21 protein-coding genes are annotated in these 21,133 nt (G+C 69.0%); 10 read left to right on the top strand and 11 right to left on the bottom strand.

Annotation, left to right across the window (positions count from 1 at the left end; genetic code table 11):
* Window positions 1–4 precede the first annotated feature (4 nt).
* On the bottom strand, window positions 5–577 hold the full coding sequence (locus V5F61_RS13145; protein WP_393988449.1) for a flavoprotein: 573 nt from the start codon (window positions 575–577) through the stop codon (window positions 5–7).
* Window positions 578–591: 14 nt separating this feature from the next.
* A complete protein-coding gene (locus V5F61_RS13140) occupies window positions 592–1,242 on the bottom strand; it encodes a hypothetical protein (RefSeq protein ID WP_393988448.1) in 651 nt (216 codons plus the stop codon).
* Between the two features lie 224 nt (window positions 1,243–1,466).
* On the opposite strand from V5F61_RS13140, the gene V5F61_RS13135 reads away from it, so the two are divergent.
* From V5F61_RS13135 to V5F61_RS13120, 4 genes are all read left to right on the top strand, one after another.
* Window positions 1,467–1,982, top strand: a complete 516-nt coding sequence (locus tag V5F61_RS13135) for a flavin reductase family protein (RefSeq protein WP_393988447.1) — start codon at window positions 1,467–1,469, stop codon at window positions 1,980–1,982.
* Between the two features lie 33 nt (window positions 1,983–2,015).
* Window positions 2,016–3,500 carry a 4-hydroxyphenylacetate 3-hydroxylase family protein gene (locus V5F61_RS13130; RefSeq protein ID WP_393988446.1) on the top strand — a complete coding sequence of 495 codons (1,485 nt, stop codon included), beginning with the start codon at window positions 2,016–2,018 and terminating at the stop codon, window positions 3,498–3,500.
* A 33-nt stretch (window positions 3,501–3,533) separates the two neighbouring features.
* On the top strand, window positions 3,534–3,914 hold the full coding sequence (locus tag V5F61_RS13125) for a cupin domain-containing protein (RefSeq protein ID WP_393988445.1): 381 nt from the start codon (window positions 3,534–3,536) through the stop codon (window positions 3,912–3,914).
* A gap of 84 nt (window positions 3,915–3,998) precedes the next feature.
* On the top strand, window positions 3,999–5,354 hold the full coding sequence (locus V5F61_RS13120; RefSeq protein WP_393988625.1) for an amidase: 1,356 nt from the start codon (window positions 3,999–4,001) through the stop codon (window positions 5,352–5,354).
* A 101-nt stretch (window positions 5,355–5,455) separates the two neighbouring features.
* Here the strand turns inward: V5F61_RS13120 and V5F61_RS13115 are convergent, their stop codons facing one another.
* Both V5F61_RS13115 and V5F61_RS13110 read right to left on the bottom strand, forming a co-directional pair.
* Window positions 5,456–6,016 carry a TetR/AcrR family transcriptional regulator gene (locus V5F61_RS13115; protein ID WP_393988444.1) on the bottom strand — a complete coding sequence of 187 codons (561 nt, stop codon included), beginning with the start codon at window positions 6,014–6,016 and terminating at the stop codon, window positions 5,456–5,458.
* On the bottom strand, window positions 6,016–6,483 hold the full coding sequence (locus V5F61_RS13110) for a nuclear transport factor 2 family protein (protein ID WP_393988443.1): 468 nt from the start codon (window positions 6,481–6,483) through the stop codon (window positions 6,016–6,018). Before V5F61_RS13110 ends, V5F61_RS13115 begins: the two co-directional genes overlap by 1 nt.
* Before the next feature lie 209 nt (window positions 6,484–6,692).
* Between V5F61_RS13110 and thrC the strand changes: the two genes are divergently transcribed.
* The 3 genes from thrC (at window position 6,693) to V5F61_RS13095 (ending at window position 10,123) form a co-directional block, all read left to right on the top strand.
* Complete coding sequence (gene thrC, locus V5F61_RS13105) at window positions 6,693–8,105, top strand: threonine synthase (protein WP_393988442.1); 1,413 nt, start codon at window positions 6,693–6,695, stop codon at window positions 8,103–8,105.
* Between the two features lie 10 nt (window positions 8,106–8,115).
* Window positions 8,116–9,393 (top strand): M16 family metallopeptidase, encoded by a 1,278-nt coding sequence (locus tag V5F61_RS13100; protein WP_393988441.1) that lies wholly within the window; start codon window positions 8,116–8,118, stop codon window positions 9,391–9,393.
* A 109-nt stretch (window positions 9,394–9,502) separates the two neighbouring features.
* Entirely contained in the window at window positions 9,503–10,123 is a 621-nt protein-coding gene (locus V5F61_RS13095) for a GNAT family N-acetyltransferase (protein ID WP_393988624.1), read from the top strand.
* Between the two features lie 103 nt (window positions 10,124–10,226).
* Here V5F61_RS13095 and V5F61_RS13090 read toward each other — a convergent pair whose 3' ends face one another.
* From V5F61_RS13090 to V5F61_RS13075, 4 genes are all read right to left on the bottom strand, one after another.
* Window positions 10,227–12,146 carry an AsmA family protein gene (locus V5F61_RS13090; RefSeq protein WP_393988440.1) on the bottom strand — a complete coding sequence of 640 codons (1,920 nt, stop codon included), beginning with the start codon at window positions 12,144–12,146 and terminating at the stop codon, window positions 10,227–10,229.
* 263 nt (window positions 12,147–12,409) lie between these two features.
* The gene (bfr, locus tag V5F61_RS13085) at window positions 12,410–12,892 is read right to left on the bottom strand and encodes a bacterioferritin (protein WP_393988439.1); all 483 of its coding nucleotides are present in this window, start codon (window positions 12,890–12,892) and stop codon (window positions 12,410–12,412) included.
* Window positions 12,893–13,032: 140 nt separating this feature from the next.
* Window positions 13,033–13,302: a (2Fe-2S)-binding protein gene (locus V5F61_RS13080; RefSeq protein ID WP_393988438.1), complete on the bottom strand. Its 270-nt coding sequence runs from the start codon at window positions 13,300–13,302 to the stop codon at window positions 13,033–13,035.
* A 138-nt stretch (window positions 13,303–13,440) separates the two neighbouring features.
* Window positions 13,441–15,846, bottom strand: a complete 2,406-nt coding sequence (locus tag V5F61_RS13075) for a PAS domain-containing protein (protein WP_394104043.1) — start codon at window positions 15,844–15,846, stop codon at window positions 13,441–13,443.
* Window positions 15,847–16,049: 203 nt separating this feature from the next.
* Between V5F61_RS13075 and V5F61_RS13070 the strand changes: the two genes are divergently transcribed.
* Together V5F61_RS13070 and V5F61_RS13065 are read left to right on the top strand one after the other, a co-directional pair.
* On the top strand, window positions 16,050–16,589 hold the full coding sequence (locus V5F61_RS13070) for a phasin family protein (protein WP_393988436.1): 540 nt from the start codon (window positions 16,050–16,052) through the stop codon (window positions 16,587–16,589).
* Window positions 16,590–16,823: 234 nt separating this feature from the next.
* Window positions 16,824–17,297: a phasin gene (locus tag V5F61_RS13065; protein ID WP_393988435.1), complete on the top strand. Its 474-nt coding sequence runs from the start codon at window positions 16,824–16,826 to the stop codon at window positions 17,295–17,297.
* 98 nt (window positions 17,298–17,395) lie between these two features.
* Here V5F61_RS13065 and V5F61_RS13060 read toward each other — a convergent pair whose 3' ends face one another.
* Together V5F61_RS13060 and V5F61_RS13055 are read right to left on the bottom strand one after the other, a co-directional pair.
* Window positions 17,396–18,568, bottom strand: coding sequence for a vWA domain-containing protein (locus V5F61_RS13060; RefSeq protein WP_393988434.1), 1,173 nt, complete (start codon window positions 18,566–18,568; stop codon window positions 17,396–17,398).
* A 53-nt stretch (window positions 18,569–18,621) separates the two neighbouring features.
* Window positions 18,622–19,380 carry a metallophosphoesterase family protein gene (locus V5F61_RS13055; protein WP_393988433.1) on the bottom strand — a complete coding sequence of 253 codons (759 nt, stop codon included), beginning with the start codon at window positions 19,378–19,380 and terminating at the stop codon, window positions 18,622–18,624.
* A gap of 163 nt (window positions 19,381–19,543) precedes the next feature.
* Between V5F61_RS13055 and cbiB the strand changes: the two genes are divergently transcribed.
* Complete coding sequence (gene cbiB, locus V5F61_RS13050; RefSeq protein ID WP_393988432.1) at window positions 19,544–20,509, top strand: adenosylcobinamide-phosphate synthase CbiB; 966 nt, start codon at window positions 19,544–19,546, stop codon at window positions 20,507–20,509.
* 4 nt (window positions 20,510–20,513) lie between these two features.
* Here the strand turns inward: cbiB and cobU are convergent, their stop codons facing one another.
* A complete protein-coding gene (cobU, locus tag V5F61_RS13045) occupies window positions 20,514–21,026 on the bottom strand; it encodes a bifunctional adenosylcobinamide kinase/adenosylcobinamide-phosphate guanylyltransferase (protein WP_393988431.1) in 513 nt (170 codons plus the stop codon).
* Window positions 21,027–21,133 lie beyond the last annotated feature (107 nt).

Here is a 21,133-nt window from a genome sequence, read left to right as displayed (position 1 = left end):
GGCCTCAGCCCCGGGCGGGAATGACGCCGGCCGCCGCCAGCTCCGCCCGCCGGCGGGCGATGATCGTGCGCAGCTCGGCGAGGCTCTCGGCCACGTCGGTGGCTTCGAACTCCCTGAGCTTACGCGTGTTCTCGAGGTCGATGCGGCGCGGATAGACCGGCACCGGCCCTTCCGGCGCCATGGTGATGAGCTCGGGCGCGGTGTCGCAGGCGAAGACGATGCAATGCACCCGGCACTTGCCGGCCTGGGCGAAGCAGTTTGTGACCAGCGAATCGGAGATGCCGTAGACCGCCTTCGCCACCGTGTTGGAGGTGGCGGGGGAGACCACCAGCGTGTGGTATTCCCCATGGTAGAAGCGGCCGACGGAGGCGGAGGAGGCGCTGTCGTCGCGGTAGATGTGCACGCTTTCCGGCAGCGGCTCCTTGTCCTGCCGGTACATGCGCAGCACCTCGGCGGCGGCGGCGGAGATGAAGAGATCCACGTCTCCCAGCTCGCGGATGATCTCCATGCTCTCCGTGAAGAAATGGCCGGAACCCGTCAGGGCCCAGGCCCAGCGGGGATTGGTCACTTTTTTCATCGGGCCTTCGGCCTTCAGGGTTCGTGGGTCCTGCCCGCCGCTTCGTATGGGGCAAGGACGGTGTCGAGGGTGGACGCATCGTCCGCGGCGGCAAGCACAATATCGCCTTCGTAGCCGAGCGCCATGCCCTCGAACGCGCGATCCACGAGGCCGAGGCCGCTCCAGGCGGCAAGGTCCCCCGCGCGGCCGCTACAGGGGGCGGGTACGGCGACGCCCTCGGCCTTCACCAGCAGCAGGCGCGGGGCGGCGAGCTGGCGCGCCAGCCACAGGGCGAGGCTGTCGGAGGTGATGTCCCAGCTCTCGGGAATATCGGGGTGGCCCACGAGCGCGGCTGCCGGGAACCACAGCGCCGCCCCGGTGCCGGCAGCGGCGAGCCCGGCGAGGGTGCGCGCGGGTCGCAGCGCGGGCGAAAGATCATGGAGCGCGCAGGCGGTCTGCTCCATGGCGAGGATCGCCATGCGGTGGGCCGCGCCCTCACTGAAGCCCAGGCGCGGCTGCGCTTCGCGCACCGCATCCGCAAACAGGCCGCCGCCGGGCACCAGCACCAGGCCGGGCAGGGGCGCGAGGCGGCCGAGCAGCGCCCGCGGCGCCGCCCCGCGCAGCAGGCTGCCGCCGAGCTTCACCACGAGCAGGCCGGGCGGGGCGGGGGAGGGCAAGGGGCTCAAGGCTTCATCCGGTCGCGGTCGCATCGGCTCGGATTATAGCGCTGCCGGAGAGCAACGTGCCGCCCGCTGTTCGCGCTGGGCTCCGGCGATGGCGTTCAAGCCCGTCCGCGCCCTGCGCCGCGCACGCCGCAGGGCTGGTGTCGTCGGTTTGCGCTTGACGTCGGCGCCTATGATAAATTAGCTTTCTAACAAAGCTAATAACCAATCCTTCCAGCGAGCCCGAGATGTCGCAGACCGACTTTCCTCCTCTGGATTCGCGCACCTTCCGGCAGGTGCTGGGCCAGTTCGCCACCGGCATCGCCGTGGTGACCGCCACCGCCGCCGACGGCACGCGCATCGGCATGACCATGAGTTCCTTCAACTCAGTCTCCCTCGATCCGCCCCTGGTGCTGTTCTCCGTGGACCGCCGGGCTCTCTCCCTGCCGGCCATGCGCGCGGCGCGGGGCTTCGGCATCAACATTCTCGGCGAGGGCCAGCGCGAGCTTTCCGACCGCTTCGCCCGCGCGCTGGAGGACAAGTGGAGCGCCGTGGACCACCACCTGGGCGCCCATGACGTGCCGCTGATCGCCGGCGCGCTGGCGCATCTCGAATGCGTGTCCCACGCCATCCATGAGGGTGGCGACCACGAGATCTTCATCGCCCGCGTGCTGCGCGTGTCTGCCCCATCAGGCGAGGCGCCTCTCATCTTCTTTCGCGGGCGTTATCATGCGCTCGCGTCCACCGACATGCCGCAGCGCTGAAACGACCGCGGCCAAACTCGAAGGACCTTCCAGATGATCAAGACCGGAGCAGAGCATACCGCCAGCCTGAGGGACGGCCGCGAGGTTTTCGTCGACGGCAAGCTGGTGAAGGACGTGACCACCCACCCCGCCTACGCGCGGGCGGTGGCTTCCGTGGCCAAGATGTTCGACTTCCACAGCGCCCCGGAAAACGCGGAGCTGATGACCTTCGCCACCGAGACCGGCACCCGCGCCAATCGCATCTGGCAGCTTCCCAAGAGCTATGAAGACCTCGTGACCCGCCGCAAGGGCCTGGAGGCCTGGACCGAGCTGCACGCCGGCTTCCTCGGCCGCGCGCCGGACCACGTGGCGTCCTGCATCGCCGGCATGTACATGGGGCTCGACCAGTTCGAGGCCTATGACAAGGCCCGCGCCGGCGCGCTCGCGGACTATTACCGCTTCGCCCGCGACAACGACCTCTATCTCACCTACGTCATCATCAATCCGCAGGCCGACCGCTCCAAGAACGCGGCCGAGCAGGCCGATCCCTTCCTCTCCGCCGCCATCGTGGACCGTGACGCCGAGGGCATCACCGTGCGCGGCGCCAAGATGCTGGCCACCGGCGGCATCATGGCGAACGAGGTGTTCGTCACCTGCATCCAGCCGCTGCAGCCGGGTGAGGAGAAATACGCCCTCTCCTTCGCCATTCCCATGAATGCGAAGGGCCTGAAGGTGCTCTCGCGCAAGTCCTACGAGGCGGCCTCCCCCTCGGTGTTCGACAACCCGCTCGCCAGCCGCTTCGACGAGAACGACGCGGTGCTGTATTTCGATGACGTGAAGGTGCCGTGGGACCGCGTCTTCATCGTTGACGACGTCGCCATGGTGGGCAAGCAGTTCCACGCCACCCCGGCCCACGTCTACCAGAACTACCAGGCGCAGATCCGCCTCTCGGTGAAGGTGCGGTTCCTCGCCGGCCTCGCCCGGCGCATCGCCGAGGTGAACGGCATCATCAACTTCCCCCAGGTGCGCGAGACGCTGGGCCAGCTCTCGGCCGAGGTGGGCATGGTGGATGCCTTCGTCGCCGCCATGGAGGCCAAGGGCGCCCATTACGGCCCCTATTTCATTCCCGATCGCCACACCCTCTATGCCGCCCAGACCATGGCGCAGCAGCTTTACGGCAAGCTCATCGGCACCCTGCGCGAGCTGGCCGGCGGCGGCCTCATCATGCTGCCGTCCTCGGTGCACGACTATGAGAACCCGGAGCTGGCGGCCCTCATCCGCAAGACCCAGCAGTCCCCGGCCGCCAGCGCCGACGAGCGCGTGAAGTTCTTCAAGCTGGCATGGGACGCGGTGGGCTCGGAGTTCGCCTCGCGCCATGCGCAGTATGAGATGTTCTACGCGGGGGCGAGCTTCGTGGTGAAGAACCACTCCTTCCGCACCTACGACTGGGCCAAGGCCGGCAACCTCGTGGACCGCATGCTTTCGAGCTACGACCTCGCCGACGAGGTGCCCGCCGCCCCCGCCCGCGCCGCCGAGTGACGCGCGGCAAGACTTTCAACCAGGACTGCCCCCATGGCCATCAACAAGATCCACGACGAGTTCAGGACGGTCGATCTTTCGACCGGCTGGGAAGTGCCGCCCGGATATCCCTCGGGCATCCAGCAGAAGATCCTCTCCGGGGTGCTGGACGAGAAGAACAAGCAGGGTTCGCGCACGCGTATCCTGCGGTTCGATGCCGGCATCTACACCACCAAGCCCTTCGTGCACGACTATTGGGAAGAGGTGTTCCTCTTCTCCGGCGACCTCACGGTGGGCAATGACGAGAAGGGGGAGGGCGGGGAATCCTTCCAGCCCTTCACCTATGCGGTGCGCCCGCCGGGCGCCTTCCACGGGCCCTTCAAGTCGGAGAAGGGATGCATGCTGCTTGAAATCCATTATTACGATCCGGTCTGATCCCTCGGTCCGGTCCGCCCGCCCCTTCGTCTCTGACGGGGCGGGCTTTCTGCTTGTGGTAGCCTCATGTCCGCTCTGCCCCTCATGTCCTCGCCCCAGCCCACCCTTGCCGTGCTCGCCGCAGACCTCGCCGCCGGGCGCACCACGTCCCGCGCGCTCACGGAAGCCTGCCTCGCCCGCATCGCGGCGCCGGAAGGGGAGGGTGCCCGCGCCTTCGTGTCCGTCAACGCCGAGGCGGCGCGCGCCGCCGCCGACGGGCAGGACGCCCTGCGCAAGGCCGGCGCCGCGCCTTCGCCCTTCGCCGGCATCCCCGTTTCCGTGAAGGACCTGTTCGATGTCGCCGGCGAGGTCACGGCCGCCGGCTCCCGCGTGCTGGCCGATGCCCCGCCGGCCCTGCGTGACGCGCCGGCCGTCGCCCGCCTGCGCCGGGCCGGGTTCGTGATCATCGGCCGCAACACCATGACCGAGTTCGCCTATTCCGGCCTCGGCATGAACCCGCACTATGGTGATCCTCGCAGCCCCTTCGAGCGCGCGGTGGGCCGCGTTTCCGGCGGCTCCAGCTCGGGCGGGGCGGTGGCGGTGGCCGACGGCATGGCCCATGCCGCGCTCGGCACCGATACCGGCGGCTCCTGCCGCATCCCGGCCGCCTTCTGCGGCATCACCGGCTTCAAGCCCACGGCGCGGCGCGTGCCGCGCGAGGGGGCCTTCCCGCTTTCCGGCACGCTCGACAGCGTGGGCCCGCTCGCCCGCTCCGTGGCCTGCTGCGCGGCGCTCGACGCCATCCTCTCCGGCGCCGAGCCGGCACCGCTCGCGGCGCGGGACGTGAAGGGCCTGCGGCTGCTGGTGCCCACCACGGTCGCCCTGGACGGGCTGGAGCCCGAGGTGGCCGCGACCTTCGCCTCTGCCCTCGCCCGCCTTTCCGCCGGCGGCGCGCTGGTGCACGAGGAGCCCTTCCCCGAGTTCGCGGATATCGCGCCCATGAACGCCAAGGGCGGTTTCACCGCCGCCGAGAGCTATGCGGTGCACCGCAGGCTGCTGGAAGAGAAGGGCGCGGCCTACGATCCGCGGGTCTCGGTGCGAGTCCGCCGCGGCGCGGAGCAGTCGGCCGCCGACTATCTCGACCTCGTGGCGGCCCGCAATGCGCTGGTGGACGGGGCGACGGCGCGCCTCGCCCCGTTCGACGCGCTGGTGCTGCCCACCGCGCCCATCCTGCCGCCGCGCATCGCCGATCTCGCCACCGACGACGCGGCCTACGGCAAGGCGAATCTCGCGGCCCTGCGCAACCCGACCCTCATCAACATGATCGACGGCTGCGCCATTTCCCTGCCCCTCTCCGGCACGGGCGGGGCGCCGGTGGGGCTCATGCTGGCGGCATCCGGCGGTCGCGATGCAGAGCTGCTGGCCATCGCCGCCGGGGTGGAAGCCCTGCTGCGGGACTGAAGGCGCGGGCGGGCGGCGTCGGCCGCCCCGGCTCGGTTTCGCTGCGATGCTGCGTGAGATGAAGCAAAGGCCCGTGCGTGGTGCGCACGGGCCTTTTCGTGTCAGGGAGCCAGCAGCCGGCGCTCCAGGCGCGCGAGGGTGCGGGTGAAGACCTCCGGTTCATGGAGCGCGCGGGCGAGGGTGAGCGCGCCCTGGATGGCGAGCACCGCATCCTCCGCTCGCTCGGCGGCCTCTGCCTCGGCGATGCCTGCGCGGCGCAGGGCGGCCCGAAGCGCATCGCGCCAGGCGGTGAAATAGCCCTGCACCCCTTCTGAGAAGCGATCGCGCACCTCGCCGAGGGCGAACACCCCCACGAGGCACACGCGCCGGCCCGAGCGGAAATAGGCATCCACCCGCTCCAGCATGGCGCGGATGGCAGCTGGGGCGTCCTCCTCCTCCCGCAGGGGGGTGAAGACGTGGGCCTCGAACCAGCCGTCGATCTCCTGGAGCACGGCCGCCGCCATCTCCTCCTTCCCGCCGGGGAAGAAGTGGTAGAGCGAGCCCTTGCCGAGGCCGGTGGCGGCCGTGATGGCGGTAAGGCTCGCGCCTTCGAAGCCGTGCTCGCGGAACACCTCCCCGAGGGCCGGCAGCACGTCCTCCCGTTCCATCACGATCCGCGCCATCACATCCCCAGTTCGGCGAGGCCCGGATGGTCCGCCGGGCGCGGCCCCGCCGGCCAGAGGAACCTGCGGTTCCCGGCGCCGATGGGCACGTCGTTGATGGAGGCTTCGCGCCGCCGCATCAAGCCGTTCTCGTCGAATTCCCATTGCTCGTTGCCGTAGGAGCGGAACCAGTCGCCGGCCCCGTCGCGCCACTCGTACTGGAAGCGCACGGCGATGTGGTTGCCGGCATGGGCCCACAGTTCCTTGATGAGGCGATAGTCCTGCTCGCGCCGCCACTTGGCTTCGAGGAAGGCGACGATGGACGGGCGGCCGGTGATGAAGTCCGAGCGGTTCCGCCAGCGGCTGTCCGGCGTGTAGGCGAGGGAGACGCGCTCGGGGTCGCGGGTGTTCCAGGCGTCTTCCGCCATGCGGACCTTTTGGGCGGCGGTCTCCTCGGTGAAGGGCGGGAGCGGAGGGCGTGATGTCATGATCTGTACCGAATGGTTTTTAATGTACCAATCAGTACATACGAAATCGACGGGGTCAAGCGGGCACGGTCGGAGGCGCGCGAATCGGCTATCGGTGAGACCGGGCCCGGTGCCGGGCGGTGGAGCCTTTCGCGCGACGCCGCTTGCGTTTAGGCTGGGCCGGCTGTCCGTCATCCGCACGATGCGGCGAGAACTCCGGCGAGGACCTTTTGCGTTACGTTTCCACCCGCGGTGAAGCCCCGGCCCTGTCCTTCTCCGATGCCCTGCTGGCGGGCCTCGCCCGCGACGGCGGCCTCTATGTGCCGGAAACCTGGCCGAGCCTGTCGCACGAGGCCATCGCCGCCCTCGCCGGCAAGCCCTATCCCGCCGTGGCAAAGGCGGTCATCGCCCCCTTCGTGGCGGATGCGCTGCCCGAGCGCGCGCTCGACCTGATGATCGCCGATGCCTATGCCGGCTTCCGCCACCCGGCGGTGACGCCGCTGGTGCAGCTGGGGCCGAACCGCTTCGTGCTGGAGCTGTTCCACGGGCCCACCCTCGCCTTCAAGGACGTGGCCATGCAGCTGCTCTCGCGGCTGATGGACCATGTGCTCACCGCCCGCGGCACCCGTGCCACCATCGTCGGCGCCACCTCGGGCGACACGGGCAGCGCGGCCATCGAGGCGTTCCGCGCTTCCGACGCGGTGGACGTGTTCATCCTGTTCCCGCACGGGCGCGTCTCGGAGGTGCAGCGGCGGCAGATGACGACCGTGGCCTCGCCCAACGTCCATGCCATCGCGGTGGAAGGCACGTTCGACGACTGCCAGGGCCTCGTGAAGGCCATGTTCAACCACCATGCCTTCCGCGACCAGCTCGCGCTGGCGGGGGTGAACTCCATCAACTGGGCGCGCATCGTGGCTCAGGTGGTCTACTATTTCTATGCTGCGACGGCGCTCGGCGCGCCCCACCGCGAGGTGTCGTTCGTGGTGCCCACCGGCAATTTCGGCGACATCCTCGCCGGCTGGGTGGCGAAGAAGATGGGCTTGCCCATCCGCGATCTGGCCATCGCCACCAATGTCAACGATATCCTGGTGCGCACGCTGGATACGGGCCGCTACGAGGTGACGGGCGTCACTCCCTCTACCTCTCCTTCCATGGACATCCAGGTTTCGTCCAATTTCGAGCGGGTGTTGTTCGAGGCGGTGGACCGCGACGCGGCCGTCGTGCGCCAGCTCATGGGCTCGCTCGCCCAGTCGGGCAGCTTCACCCTGCCGAAGGATGCGCTGGCCGCCATCGCCGCCGATTTCTCGGCTGCGCGCGCCGACGAGCCGGAAACCGCGGCCACCATCGCAAAATTCTATCGTGGCGCGGGCTACCTCGTGGACCCGCACACCGCCGTGGGCCTCACGGTGGCGGACAAGGTGGAGCACGCGGCAAGGGTGCCGCAGGTGGTGCTCTCGACCGCCCACGCCGCCAAGTTCCCGGATGCCGTGGCCGCCGCCACCGGCCATCGCCCGCCGCTGCCGCCCCACATGGCGGACCTGATGACACGGCGCGAAAGCGTCACCGTGCTGCCCAACGACCTTGCCGCCGTGGAGGCCTTCATCCGGGCCCGCGCCCGCATCGCCGCCGGCGCGGCCGCCTGAGACGGAACACATGAGCGCAGATACTTCCGGCGTGAAGGTTTCAACCCTCGACAACGGCATCACCGTCGTCACCGAGTCCATGCCGCACCTGGGCACGGCCTCCCTCGGCATCTGGGTGGGCACCGGCGCGCGCGACGAGAACGAAGACGAGCACGGCATCTCCCACCTGCTGGAGCACATGGCCTTCAAGGGCACGCGACGCCGCACGGCCCGGCGCATCGCCGAGGAGATCGAGCAGGTGGGCGGCGACATCAACGCCGCGACCTCCGTGGAGCAGACCAGCTACAACGTGCGCGTGCTGGGCGAGGACGTGCCGCTCGGCCTCGACATCCTCTGCGACATCATCACCGAGCCGGCCTTCGCCGCCGAGGAACTGGCGCGCGAGAAGGGCGTGATCGTGCAGGAAATCAGCGCGGTCATGGACACGCCCGACGACCTGGTGTTCGACCTGTTCCAGGAGCAGGCGTTCCCCGGCCAGTCGGTGGGCCGCTCCATCCTCGGCACGCCGGAAACCGTGCGCGGTTTCAATCGGGACCAGCTCGGCGCCTATCTCGCCCGCACCTATCGCGGGCCCCGCATGGTGGTGGCCGCCGCCGGCGCGGTGGAGCACGAGCAGGTGGTGGCGGAAGCATCCGCGCGCCTCGCCTCCATCAGCGGTGCCGCGAAGCCCGATCTGCCGAAGGCGGCCTATGCCGGCGGCCTCCGGCTCGCGCCGCGCGAGCTGGAGCAGGTGCAGGTGCTCATCGGGCTCGAGGGCTGCTCCTATCTCGACCCCGGCTATCACGCCCTGCAGGTGCTCACCAATGTGCTCGGTGGCGGCATGTCCTCGCGCCTGTTCCAGGATGTGCGGGAAGAGCGGGGGCTCTGCTACAGCATCTATGCTTTCCACTGGAGCTATTCAGATGCCGGCCTGTTCGGCATCTACGCGGGCACCGAGACCGAGGCCGCCGGCGAGCTCTCGGAGGCGGTGATCGACCAGATCCTGGCCGCGGGCGAGACCGTGACCGAGACCGAGGTGGCGCGCGCCAAGGCGCAGATGAAGGTCGGCCTGCTCGCGGCGCTGGAGAGTTCCGGTGCCCGCGCCGACCAGCTCGCGCGGCAGATCCTCGGCTTCGGCCGGGTGGTGCCGGTGGATGAGATCGTCGCCAAGGTGGATGCCGTGGATGTTGCGGCGGTGCGGCAGGCGGCGCAAACTCTGGTGGCGCGTGGGCGTCCCACCCTCACCACTCTCGGGCCCCAGGCGGGGCTGGAGCCCACCGCGCGCGCGGTGGAGCGCCTCGCCCGCTAGGCTGGGCCGCGCGTCCTGTCGACGAGTGCGGGTGAAAGGCGGGCTCGGCGGCGGCTTTGGCCGGCACCGGCCGTTTGGTCAATCTGACGAGGCTTCGAGTGCGTCGATCATGTGGCCTCTGAGTTCGCTGTTCGCATCCGACGTCCTGCCGGCCATCGAAGGCGAGAGGGTGTATCTGCGCGCGCCGCAGATGAAGGACTTCGCGGCGTGGCGTGACGTGCGGGCCGCGAGCCGGGCCTTCCTCGCCCCCTGGGAGCCGGTCTGGCCGGCCGATGACCTCACCCGCGCGGCCTTCCGCCGTCGCCTCGCCCGCTACAGCCGCGACATGCTCTCCGACGAGGCCTATCCGCTGCTGATCTTCCGCCGCGCGGACGATCAGCTGCTCGGTGGCGTCACACTGTCGAACGTACGGCGCGGTGTGTGCCAGGCGGCGAGCCTTGGTTACTGGATGGGCGCGGCCTATGCCGGACAGGGCTTCATGAAGTCCGCCGTGATGGCGCTGCTGCCGGTAGCGCATGAGGTGCTGCGCCTGCATCGGGTGGAAGCGGCCTGCATGCCCACGAACGAGCCTTCCATTCACCTGCTGGAGAGCTGCGGTTTCGTGCGCGAGGGCTACTCGCGGCAGTATCTCTGCATCAACGGCATGTGGGAGGACCACCTGATGTTCGCCCGCCTGAGGCAGGATGCGCTGCGCCCCGCGCAGCAGCCGCGCGCATCCGCGGCACGGTAGAGCTTCCGCGCGTTGCTCGCGCAGGGCAGCCTGGATCAGTCCAGCAGTGCCGGCTGTCTAAAGAGGGGAGAGCCGCCGCGCAGATGGTTCTGCGCCGGTCGGCTCAGTTCTCGGAGCCGCCTGCTTCCGCCGGTCGCGGCGCCACCGGCTTCACCAGTTTCTCGATCATGGAATGCACGGCGGCGCCCGCCTTGCGGCTCTTGACCGCTTCCAGCAGCGGCTGGGCCGCGCCCGAGCGCTCGATGAGGCTCAAGGGATCGGCCATGATGCGCGGCGAGGCCCAGGGGCCCTGCACGAGGAAGGGTAGGGAGAGCTGCTTCGTGTCCCCGCCCTTGCCCGCCGCCTTCAGGGCCGCGGCGCCAGAGAGGTCCAGCGTGCGCTGGGCCACGTCGACGGTGCCCTCCATGTCCAGGTGCACCTGCCTGCCGTCGATGGACATGGTGCCGATGGTGGCCGTGCCATGGCGCAGGCTCGCCTGCAGCGCCAGCTCCGAGAACGGCGTACGGCCGCCGCGCGCATCGGCAGTGGCGGAAAGGGGGCGCCGCTCCACACGGCGCAGGAGCTGGGCCACATCGAAGCCCACGAGGTCGCCGCCATGGCCGGTGAGAGCCACCGTGCCCATGAGGCTCTGCGCCACGTCCTGGGCGTTGCGCCCCTCGCCCTGCAGGTCGAACTGCAGAGTGCCGGTGCCCTCGAAGGTGTCGATGCCCGCGATATCGGTCAGCGCCCGTTCCAGGGAGATGTCGGCGAACTCCGCCTCCAGCCGCACGGCCATGCCCGTGCCGTCCGCGGCGCGCCGGCTCCAGTTGGGGGTGAGCGTGGCGGTGCCTCGCAGCATGCCGTTCCAGCCGTTGGTCTGGCCCAGGGCCAGCACCATCCTGCCGCCGGAAAGCACCGCGCTGGCGGCGACCGTGGTGAAGGTTGTGTTCTCGGTGGTCACCTGCCCGGCCGAAACGCGCAGGTCCAGGTCGAATGCCTCTAGGGCGGAGAAGTCGAGCGGCTCGCGGCTCCATTCGCGCCCGCTGTCGCTGGTGAGCCGCATGCGCCCATACGGATTGAGGCTGATCTTGTCGGAGGCGAACGTGCCCTGGATCACCGGCCGCTCGCCACCGAGCTTCACCAGCAGGCCGCCTTCGCCGCGGTTGCCGTCCAGGTCGAGCACGGTGTCGGTGAGATTGAGCGCGCCGCCGTCCAGCGCCACATGCGAGCTGAGGGAGAAGGCGCCGAGGCCGCGGCTGGTCGGCGGCGTCACGCCTACCCATTCCAGCCAGGCCCGCAGAGAATCGGCATCGGCAGTGAGGGTGCCGTCCGCGGCCGGTGAGGCGGCGAAGCTCGCCTCGCCGCGAAAGCGCATGCTCGCGGTGCTGGAGGTAAGTGCGGCGCGCGTGGGGGTGGGCATGCCGGCCAGGAAGCTCTTGACGTCATCGACGGCGAGGCTCGCCTCCACGGCGGCATTGCGCCAGTCGAACACCACCGAGACGTTCATACCGTGGCCGCCGCCGGTGCGGCCGAAGCGGCCGACGATGCCGCTGACGAGCTCGCGGGTGAGACCGCTCTCGGAGCGCCAGGCGATGGTGCCGTCCACCACCCGCAGCTCCGGGCCGTCATCGGCGGTGAGGAAGGGGAGGATGCCGAGCTGCGGTGCGCGCCGGTCGCTCGTAAGCACCAGGGACGGGCTCAGCAGCGTCACCTCGGACACCACGATGCGGCCGAACAGGAGCGGCCACACACTGATTCTGCTGACGACGGCGTCAGCGTCGAGGGACTGCCCGTGAGGCAGGGCGAAGGTGACCTTGCGCAGCTCCACGCGGGGCGAGGGCAGGAGGCGCAGCACCGGATCGCCGGAGACGGTGACGCCACGCTCGGTCGTTCCCGCCGCGGCCGTAATGGCGGCCCGTCGCAGCTCGTCGGCCGGCACCAGCAGCGGCAGCAGCGCTGCCGCGCCGAGCACCGCGACCGCGGCGAGGCCGACGACGGCTGTTGCGGCCAGCATGATGCGGCGGGTGTTGTCGCCCAGTCTCAATAGACACTCTCGAATTGTCGGATTGCGGGACCTGCAAGGCCCATCCGGACGGCAACGCATCGGGAAGGACGCCGGAACACAAGCCGGTTCCCGAACCTCGCTTCAGGTTGGCTGCACCTTCATGGGTTTCTGTGTCGCTTTCAAGGCCTCTACCGGCGGTAGCCAAGCGCCGCCACCGGCCCTTTGAAATCAACGGCCTGAACGGAAAAAGCCCGGCGCGGGGCCGGGCTTTTCTTCAGCTAAGGTGAGCAAGCGCGAGCGACTCAGTCCTCGTCGAGCTCTCCGATGTGATGCTGGGCGTAGAGCTGCAGGCCGAGTTTGGCGACGAGATCGAGCTGCGTCTCAAGGAAGTCAATATGACCTTCCTCGTCCGCCATCAGCTCCTCGAAGAGGTCGCGGCTGGGGTAATCCTTCACGGAGTGGCAGTAGGTCGCCGCCTCCTGGTAGAGGGCGCGCGCATCAAGCTCGGCTGCGAGATCGGCGTCGAGGATTTCCTTCACGTCCTGGCCGATCCGCAGCGGATCGAGCACCTGCATGTTGGGGAAGCCGTCGAGGAACAGGATGCGGTCGGTGAACTTGTCGGCGTGCACCATCTCTTCGATGGACTCGGCCCGCCACTTCTTCGCCAGGGCCTTGTAACCCCAGTTGTCGAGCATGCGATAATGGAGCCAGTACTGATTGATGGCGGTGAGCTCCGAACGCAGCCCTCGGTTGAGGTACTCGATGACCTTCGGATCGCCCTTCATGATGTGCTCCTCATGCCTGGAAAGGCATTTTGTTCGCTTATTTGAATCGGTGTTAGATCAATTCTAATCTGAAATCAACACTGCGAAAAGCACCGTACCCGGGGAGGGTCGGTTCGGGAATAGGACTTTTCGTCTCCGTATTATTCCGCAGCCACCAGGCCGGCGAGCCCGGCGACCGCACATTCCTCCGCGCACTGGCCGCAATTGTGCCCTTGCACCTGGTCCATGAGGGTGCGGATGGTGCGCGCGCAGCGGCCACACTGAGGCGCGCAGCCGAGACAGCGGTACACCTCGCCGGGCGTGCGCATGTTCTGCGCGCTGGAGATCGCGTCGATCACCTGACGATCCGAAAAGACGTTGCACGAACAAACGATCATGGGAATGCCCAAATCAAATCGATGGGAAGACATCCAAAAAACGCTTCTGATTATCAATTTAGGCAGAAGGATCGTGCCGGCGTCAACGGCAACGCGCACATTCAGAAGAACTCTAAGGTTGAAGGCCGCCGCCGCCCGGTGTGTGGAGGCACCCAGATAGCGGCTGGCGGATCAGGATGCGTGCCGGGGCAGGCTGAGCTGGCTGGTCATGCCCTTGGCAAGGCCACGCCGCACGTCGAATCCCGCGCCGATGGCCTCCGCTTCTGCGGCGAGGCGCGCGCGGCGCAGCGGACGCCCTGACCGGCTGAAGCGGTCGGCCCCGCGCGAAGACGCAAGCGGCGCGCACGCGTCGGCGTCGGCGGCCTCGTCCACCGGTGCTCCGGCGTCGCCCACCAGAAGCACCACCGGCGTATCCGAAGCCTCGCCGCACGCCAGCGATACGGTGATGGCGGTTCCCGATGGCGCGCCATCCAGCGCGTCCTCCACCATGAGGCGCACGAGACGAGCCAGGCGGCCGGGCCGGGTGAGAACGGCGGGCACGTCGTCGATGTCCGTGCGCACGGTAACGTGACGGCGGCGCGCCATTGGGAGGACGTAGGCGAGAGCAGCCCGCACCACGGGCGCAATCTCTGTTGGCTCCGGCTCCGGTTGTTCCGCGAGGGGCTCCGCGAGAGCGCCGAGGTCATCCAGGCACCGGCGGACACGCTCAAGCGCGTCGCGAACCGGCCCCGGCAGCGCGGCCGCCTCATCGGGCGCATAGTTCGAAACGGTGGAGAAGGACGGGCCGAGGCTCTCCATCAGGCGCCGGGCCACGAGATGGAGCGTGGCGGGTGGCGCGGCTGGTTCCGCTGGCGCCGCGGGCATTGCTTCCGGGGTTGCAGCTTCCGCTCCCGCCTCTGGGACGGGGGGCACCATGGCAACGGCATCAGGGGTAATCGAACCCGCCGTGAGAGCCTCCGGCGGCTCTTCCGCGGCGGGCTCGGGCCCGAGGACGAGGCAGTATTGATCACTGCCCTCGCCTACGGGCGCGACGCCGGCGAGCGCATGGAACTGCGGTCCGCTGAAGGGTCGCAGGTGGAGCGCGCGCGGCTGGGCGCCTTCGCCCCGCGCGGCGGCGTCCAGCCAGCCCACGGCCTCGCCCCGCGCTTCGGGGGCGATTATAATGGTAACAGGCTGCTCCTCCAGCTCCTCCGCACTGAAATCGAGGCGCGCGCAGGCAGCGGCATTGGCGAAGAGGATCTGGTGGGTGCCGTCGAGGATGAACACCGGCCAGGGCACGAGGTCTAGCGCCGCGCGGCGGGGGTCCTCCGGTGTGGCTGCTGCCGGGGCCGGCGTATGATTGGCGCTGCGGGCCTGCAGGATGTGAAGGCGCGCGTCCGGGCCGTAGAAATCCGCCGGGGCTTCGGAGGCATCCACCGGCAACCGGGTGCCGGCGGCGGTCAGGAGCTCGGAGAAGCCATCCGGATGATCCAGCAGCACATTCGGCACACCGCCGGCGGAGCGGATAGCGTCCACATCGGGCCAGCCGGTCCACTGGAAGAAGGTGCGGTTGGCGTGGACGAGGCGGGCCTCGTCTTCAAGCAGGGTCGCCAGGGGCAGGGCATCGAGGACGCGCAGGGCCTCGGGCTCGCCGGGACGGAGCGTCGTCCGCTCGGACGGGAGAGGGGCCGCGAGCGCGGGCTCCTGTGGGGGCGGGCCGTCCGTCCGCATGGCGGCTTCCAGGGTGCGCGCGATCTCGTCGAAATAGCGGCTCTCGCGCGGGGTCAGGCCGTTGAAGGGCACAACATTGGAAGGAAATGCGGCCACCGTTCCGCCCGGCGTCGGCACGGGCTCGGCCTGAGCATCCGCGCCCGGCGCCCAGCGGCGCATGATCCCGAAGCCTCTGGTCGCTACCCGGTGGCGGCCGGCATCGAGCAGGGGCACGCCGCCCAGCTCCAGCTCCAGCCCGGGCGCGCCGGGGACGATGACGGGCACGCCCGTGAAGCTCGTACCGCGCGCCAGCGCCTGCGCGATCGCGCGCGCGGAGACAATATGGCCGGCTTCCTCCAGCTCCGGAAAGCTGGCGCCAATCCAGGCGACGGCCTGCGCGCCGAGGGCGGCGGCAAGAACCGGGGAAAGGGCGCGTAGCCGGTCGTCGGCGTCGGTCTCGAAGTTGAAGCGCGCGCCGGAGGGCGGCGGCTCGACAGGGCTGGCGGTGGCCTCCGGCTCGGCGGCTTCCGGGGGCGGCACAGGTACAGGTTCCTCGGCCAGGGCGGCGGGGTCCGCGAACAGGACCGCTGGAGCATCCGCGATATCGAGAACGAGGCCGCGGAACAGGAGCGGCGTGAGGCTGCGCGGCAGCCTGAGGCGCACCAGAGCCGGCGCGCGTCCGCGGCTCGCCGCCAGCATGCGCGCCTCCTCCGCCACCCGTGGCGGCAGGCGGTGGCCGACCGCGATGCCGAGCCGCGCGCAGGCAGATGTGACGGCGAGGACCGCTGAGGTGGAAACATCGACGAGGAAGGATGGCAGCTCATCACGGCGCAGGGGCGCGAGCCGGGGTTCCGTGAGGTCGAGCGTGCGGGCCTTCGTCTCCGTCATCATGTCCAGTCCGCAATGGCCGCCGACGCCGGGCGGTCCCCGTGAATCCCAGTCGGCGGCCAGAATGGCGGCCAACCGTTAACATGGACGCAATCGCGGGCATTTTGCGTCCATTTTCATATTGGCGAAGAATGCCCGGCGCATACTACAATCCAAGAGGTGCGGCCGTCCGCGCCGTCCCCAATGTCTGAGGAGAAAGCGCCATGACGAAGTTCGGTCCGAATCTCGAATTGCCGGCTGAAGTGCGTGCGGTCGCGGAGAAGAACGTAGCCCAGGCGCGCGAGGCGTTCGAGACTCTCTTCAAGAGCACGCGCGAGGCGGTCGGCGACGGCGAGGGCCGGCTGGAGGAGGTGCGCGCCAACGTCACCGGCCTGCGGCAGAAGGCCATCGGCCTCATGGAATCCAATGTGGAGGCCGGTTTCGACTTCCTGCAGAAGCTGGTTTCCGCCAAGACCCCGCAGGAGGTGCTGAGCCTCCAGGCCGAGTTCCTCTCCAGCCAGGTGGAAAAGGTGGCGGAGCAGGCCAAGTCCCTCGGCGCCGACGCCAAGACCCTCGGCGAGAGCACCCTGCGTTCCTTCGACGAGCGGGCGAAGACCCTGGCCGAGCGTGTGCGCGAGCTTTCCGCTGCGGCCGCCAAGAGTGCGCAGAGCGCGGCCGAGGACCTTCGGACCGTAGGCGAGAGCGTCATCAACGAGGCCAAGGCGAAGGCCGGGCAGGCGTTCGATCCCAATCAGAAGGCGTGAGACGTTTACCGCATCTTTTATTTTATTGTGCGGCGCAAGATTGGTTTTGCGCCGCACCTCACCTTCGGCTATGTATGAGGTCGTCGAGGCAGGGCTCCATCAACTCCAGTTCAAGTTCGGTTTTGCGCTTTCCGGGTCGTCTTCCATCTGCGCGGGGGAGGGGGCCAGGGGCCAAGGCCGGCCGGGGCGCTTGCTTCCGTTGCGAAACGACCCCGCGCGCGGCCCGAGGATGAAATGAGCGACTCCTTCATCAAGGCGTACCAGGACCAGATCGAAGCGGCGAAAAAGGCTTTTTCGGCCAACGGCATCCCGCCGCTGGAGGTGCCCCCGGCCGTGCGCGACATCGCCGAGAAGGGTCTCGCCACCCTGCGCGAGAACTACGACAAGCTGAAGGCTTCCGCCGAGCAGGTGAACTCCACCCTTGAGGACACCTATACCACCGCCAGCAAGGGCGTGGCGGAGTATAACGCCAAGGTGCTGGAGGCCATGCAGTCGAACGTGAACTCCACCTTCGACTATTTCAATTCCCTGCTGCAGAGCAAGAGCGTGGCCGAGGCCGTGGAGCTTTCCACCAGCCACGCCCGCAAGCAGTTCGAGACCGCCACCACCCAGGCCAAGGACCTGAGCGCCCTGGCGCAGAAGGTGGCGGCGGAATCTTCCGAGCCGATCAAGAGCTCCGTCGAGAAGAACGCTCGCCCGGCCGCCTGAGCCGGCTCGCGATCTTCGCAATGGAAGGGGCGCCTGCGGGGCGCCCTTTTTCTTTGTGCGGTTTTTCTTTGCGTCCTGCCTTCCGGCTCCCATGCAGGTCAGGTCAGCTCGCGCATGGCGGCGTCGATCCCCTCCACGGTGAGGGGAAACATCCGGTTTTCCATGATGTGGGAAACGAGGCGGATGGAATCCGTGTAGCCCCAGTGGTTCTCCTGCAGCGGGTTGAGCCACGCGGCCTTCGGGTAGGTTGTGAGCAGGCGGTCCAGCCACACCTTGCCGGGCTCGGGATTGTTGTGTTCCACGGAGCCGTTCGCATACATGATCTCGTAGGGGCCCATGGAGGCATCGCCCACGAAGATCAGCTTGTAGTCGCTGGAATAGGTGTGCAGCACATCCATGAGCGGAATGCGCTCGCTCGCGCGCCGGGCGTTGGAGCGCCACACGCTCTCATAGACGCAATTGTGGAAATAGAAGTGCTCCAGGTATTTGAACTCGGAGCGCGCGGCCGAGAACAGCTCCTCGCACTGGGCGATATGCCAGTCCATGGAGCCGCCGACGTCCAGGAACAGCAGCACCTTCACCGCATTGCGCCGCTCCGGGCGCAGCTTCACATCGAGGTAGCCCGAGCGGGCGGTTTCGCGGATGGTGCCGTCTAGGTCCAGCTCCTCCGGCACCCCCACACGCGCGAACTTGCGCAGGCGGCGCAGCGCCACCTTGATGTTGCGGGTGCCCAGTTCCATCTGGTCGTCCAGGTCGCGGAACTCGCGCTTGTCCCACACCTTCACCGCGCGGAAGTTGCGGTTGCCGTCCTGGCCGATGCGGATGCCCTCGGGATTGTAGCCATAGGCTCCGAAGGGCGAGGTGCCCCCGGTGCCGATCCACTTGTTGCCCCCCTGGTGGCGTTCCTTCTGCTCCTTCAGGCGCTGGGCCAGGGTTTCGAGCAGCTTGTCGAGCCCGCCGAGCGCCTCGATCTGCTTTTTCTCTTCCTCGGTCAGGTGCTTCTCGGTGAGCTTGCGAAGCCAGTCCTCGGGGATCTCGGGCGTCTCCTCCCCCAGGGCCGCCTCCAGGCCCTTGAAGCACGTGCCGAAGACCTGATCGAACTTGTCGAGGTGCCGCTCGTCCTTCACCAGGCTGGCGCGGGCGAGGTAATAGAATGTCTCCACCTGCCGCTCCGCAAGGTCGCGGTCCATGGCCTCCATGAGGGTGAGGTACTCGCGCACGGAAACCGGCACCCCGGCCGTTTTCAGGGCCTCGAAGAATGCGATGAACATGGCGGCTCCTCTCGCGTGCAGTGAAGCACGCCGCGCCGGGGCGTGCCAGCGGCTCAGGTGGAGAGGAAGGCCCGCTCCGCCCCGTCGAGCACAATGCAGGTGAGATGGCCCGTGAAGACGGCGCCGGTGTCGATGCCGATGCGGTTGGCGCGCACGTCCGGCTCGGTCACCGGCGTGTGGCCGTGCACCACCACGTGGCCGAAGGGCTCGCCATGGTCGAGGAAGTCGCGGCGAATCCACAGGCAGTCGCGCCGGCTCTGGGCTTCGAGCGGGATGCCCGGCCGCAGGCCCGCATGGACGAAGACATAGTCGCCGCACACATGGTTGGTGCCGAGCCCCCTCAGGAAGGCCAGGTGCCGCTCAGGCATGGCGCGGCGCCAGCTCTGCCACAGATCGCTCACCTCCATCTCGTCCGGCGCGGAGGGAGATGCCGGCAGGTAGGAGCGCGCCGCCGCCCGACCGCCGACGGAGAGCCAGTGCATGAAGGCCTCGAACGAGCGGTAGGCCTCCAGCATCATCTCCTCGTGGTTGCCGGAGAGGCAGATGGCGCCTTCGGCCTCGCGGGCCATCAGGTTTTCGATCACCTGGGCGGTGGCGGGACCCCGGTCCACGAAATCGCCGAGGTAGATCTCGATGTGCGCACGGCCGGGGTGGGCGGCCCGGTCGGCGGAAATCTGGGCCTGGAGGCGCCGCAGCAGGTCGAGCTGGCCGTGGATGTCGCCTACCGCATAGACCCGGACGCCCTCGGCGACACGCGGCGGCGGCTCCATATCCGGGGCGGCGTCCGGCGCCGTTCGCTCGACCATGGCCATGGGGTCATTCGTCTCCGCCGTCTGGGCCGCACTGCAGCATTCATTGTATGGGCGGAGCGCGCGGCGACATAGACCGAAAATCAGCTCATCCGGGGGAGTTGCTGCGGTCTTTCGGAAGGCCGGTCGTGCTATGGGGGCCGCCCAGGATATGGGGAGGGGCGGCATGGCGTTCGACATCACGGCGGGGGCGATGATCTTCGAGGCGCTGTTCGGCTATCCGAACGTGTTGGTGCGGCACATCGGCCATCCGGTGATCTGGATCGGCCGGCTGCTCCGCACCCTGGATCGCGCCTGGAACCGGCCGGAACTGTCCGAGCGCCGGCGGCGCATGCTCGGGGGCCTGGCCGTGGCGCTGCTGGTTGTGGCGGCCGGCGTGCCGGCGCTGCTGCTGGAGGCGGGGCTGCGGGCGCTTCCGCTCGGCTGGCTCGCAGCGGGCCTGCTGGGCAGCGCGCTCATCGCCCAGCGCTCGCTGCACTGGCATGTGGAGCAGGTGGCGTACGCGCTCGAAACCGGCGGGCTCGAGGCGGGCCGCGCCGCCGTGGGCCATATCGTGGGGCGCGACCCCCAGCGGCTGGACGAGGCGGGCGTGGCGCGCGCGGCCATCGAGAGCCTTGCCGAGAATTTCTCCGACGGCATTGTCGCGCCCGTGCTGTGGATGTGCGTGGGCGGCCTTGCCGGGGGCGCCACCTACAAGGCGCTCAACACGGCCGACAGCATGATCGGCCACCTCACGGCGCGCCATGCCGCCTTCGGCTGGGCGGCGGCGCGCACTGATGATTATGTGAACCTGCCCGCCTCGCGGCTTGCCGGCGCCTTGCTGGTGGCCGGCGCCGCCCTCATGCCCGGTGCCTCGCCGCGCGCGGCGTTCGCGGCCATGGTGCGCGATGCGCCGCGCCATCGCTCACCCAACGCGGGCTGGTCGGAGGCCGCCATGGCCGGGGCGCTGGGGCTGAAGCTGAACGGCCCCAAGGTCTATGGCGGCGTGCTCACGCAGGATGCCTTCATGGGCGATGGCCGCCGCGAGGCGACCGCCGCCGACATCCGCGCCGCCCTGCGCCTCTATCGCTGGGCCGATGGCCTGCTGGTGGCGCTGGTAACCGTGGCCGCGCTCGCGGTGGCGCTGCTCTGAGGGCTCAGCCGCCCTTCACCATCATGGGCAGGCCGGCGACCATGAACACCACTTGCCCCGCCTTGCGCGCCAGGCGCTGGTTGAGCCGCCCGGCGGCATCGCGGAAGCGGCGGGCGAGGGCGTTGTCCGGCACGATGCCGAGGCCCACCTCGTTGGCGACGCAGACCGTGAGGCCGGGCCGCCGCGCCAGGGCCGCCTCCAGCGCCGCCGATTCGGCTTCCAGGTCGTGGTCCGCCAGCAGGTGGTTGGTGAGCCACAGGGTGAGGCAGTCCACCAGCGCCGGCTGTTCCGGTGGCAGCGCGTCGAGTGTTGGGGCGAGGGCGAGGGGCGTGTCGTGGGTCTGCCACCCTGCACCCCGCTGGGCGCGGTGGAGGGCAATGCGCTCGACCATCTCCGAATCGAGCGCCTCCGCGGTCGCCAGATAGGCCCATGGGCCGGGACCGGCGGTGACGAGGCCTTCCCCGTAGCCGCTCTTGCCCGAGCGCGCTCCGCCCAGCACCAGCACCAGATGGTTCACGCGCGGAACTCCCGTGTGACGGGAGCGCTCTCGCCGCGGTGCCGGTCTGCGCGGTTGGTGTTCATCATGCCCTGTCATCCCTCTTGTTGGCGTGGGGAAACTAGCCG

Source organism: Xanthobacter sediminis, from assembly GCF_043195015.1.
Classification (GTDB): Bacteria; Pseudomonadota; Alphaproteobacteria; order Rhizobiales; family Xanthobacteraceae; genus Xanthobacter.
Note: the sequence above shows the minus strand (reverse complement) of the source record. Positions and strands in the feature narration are given on the sequence as shown.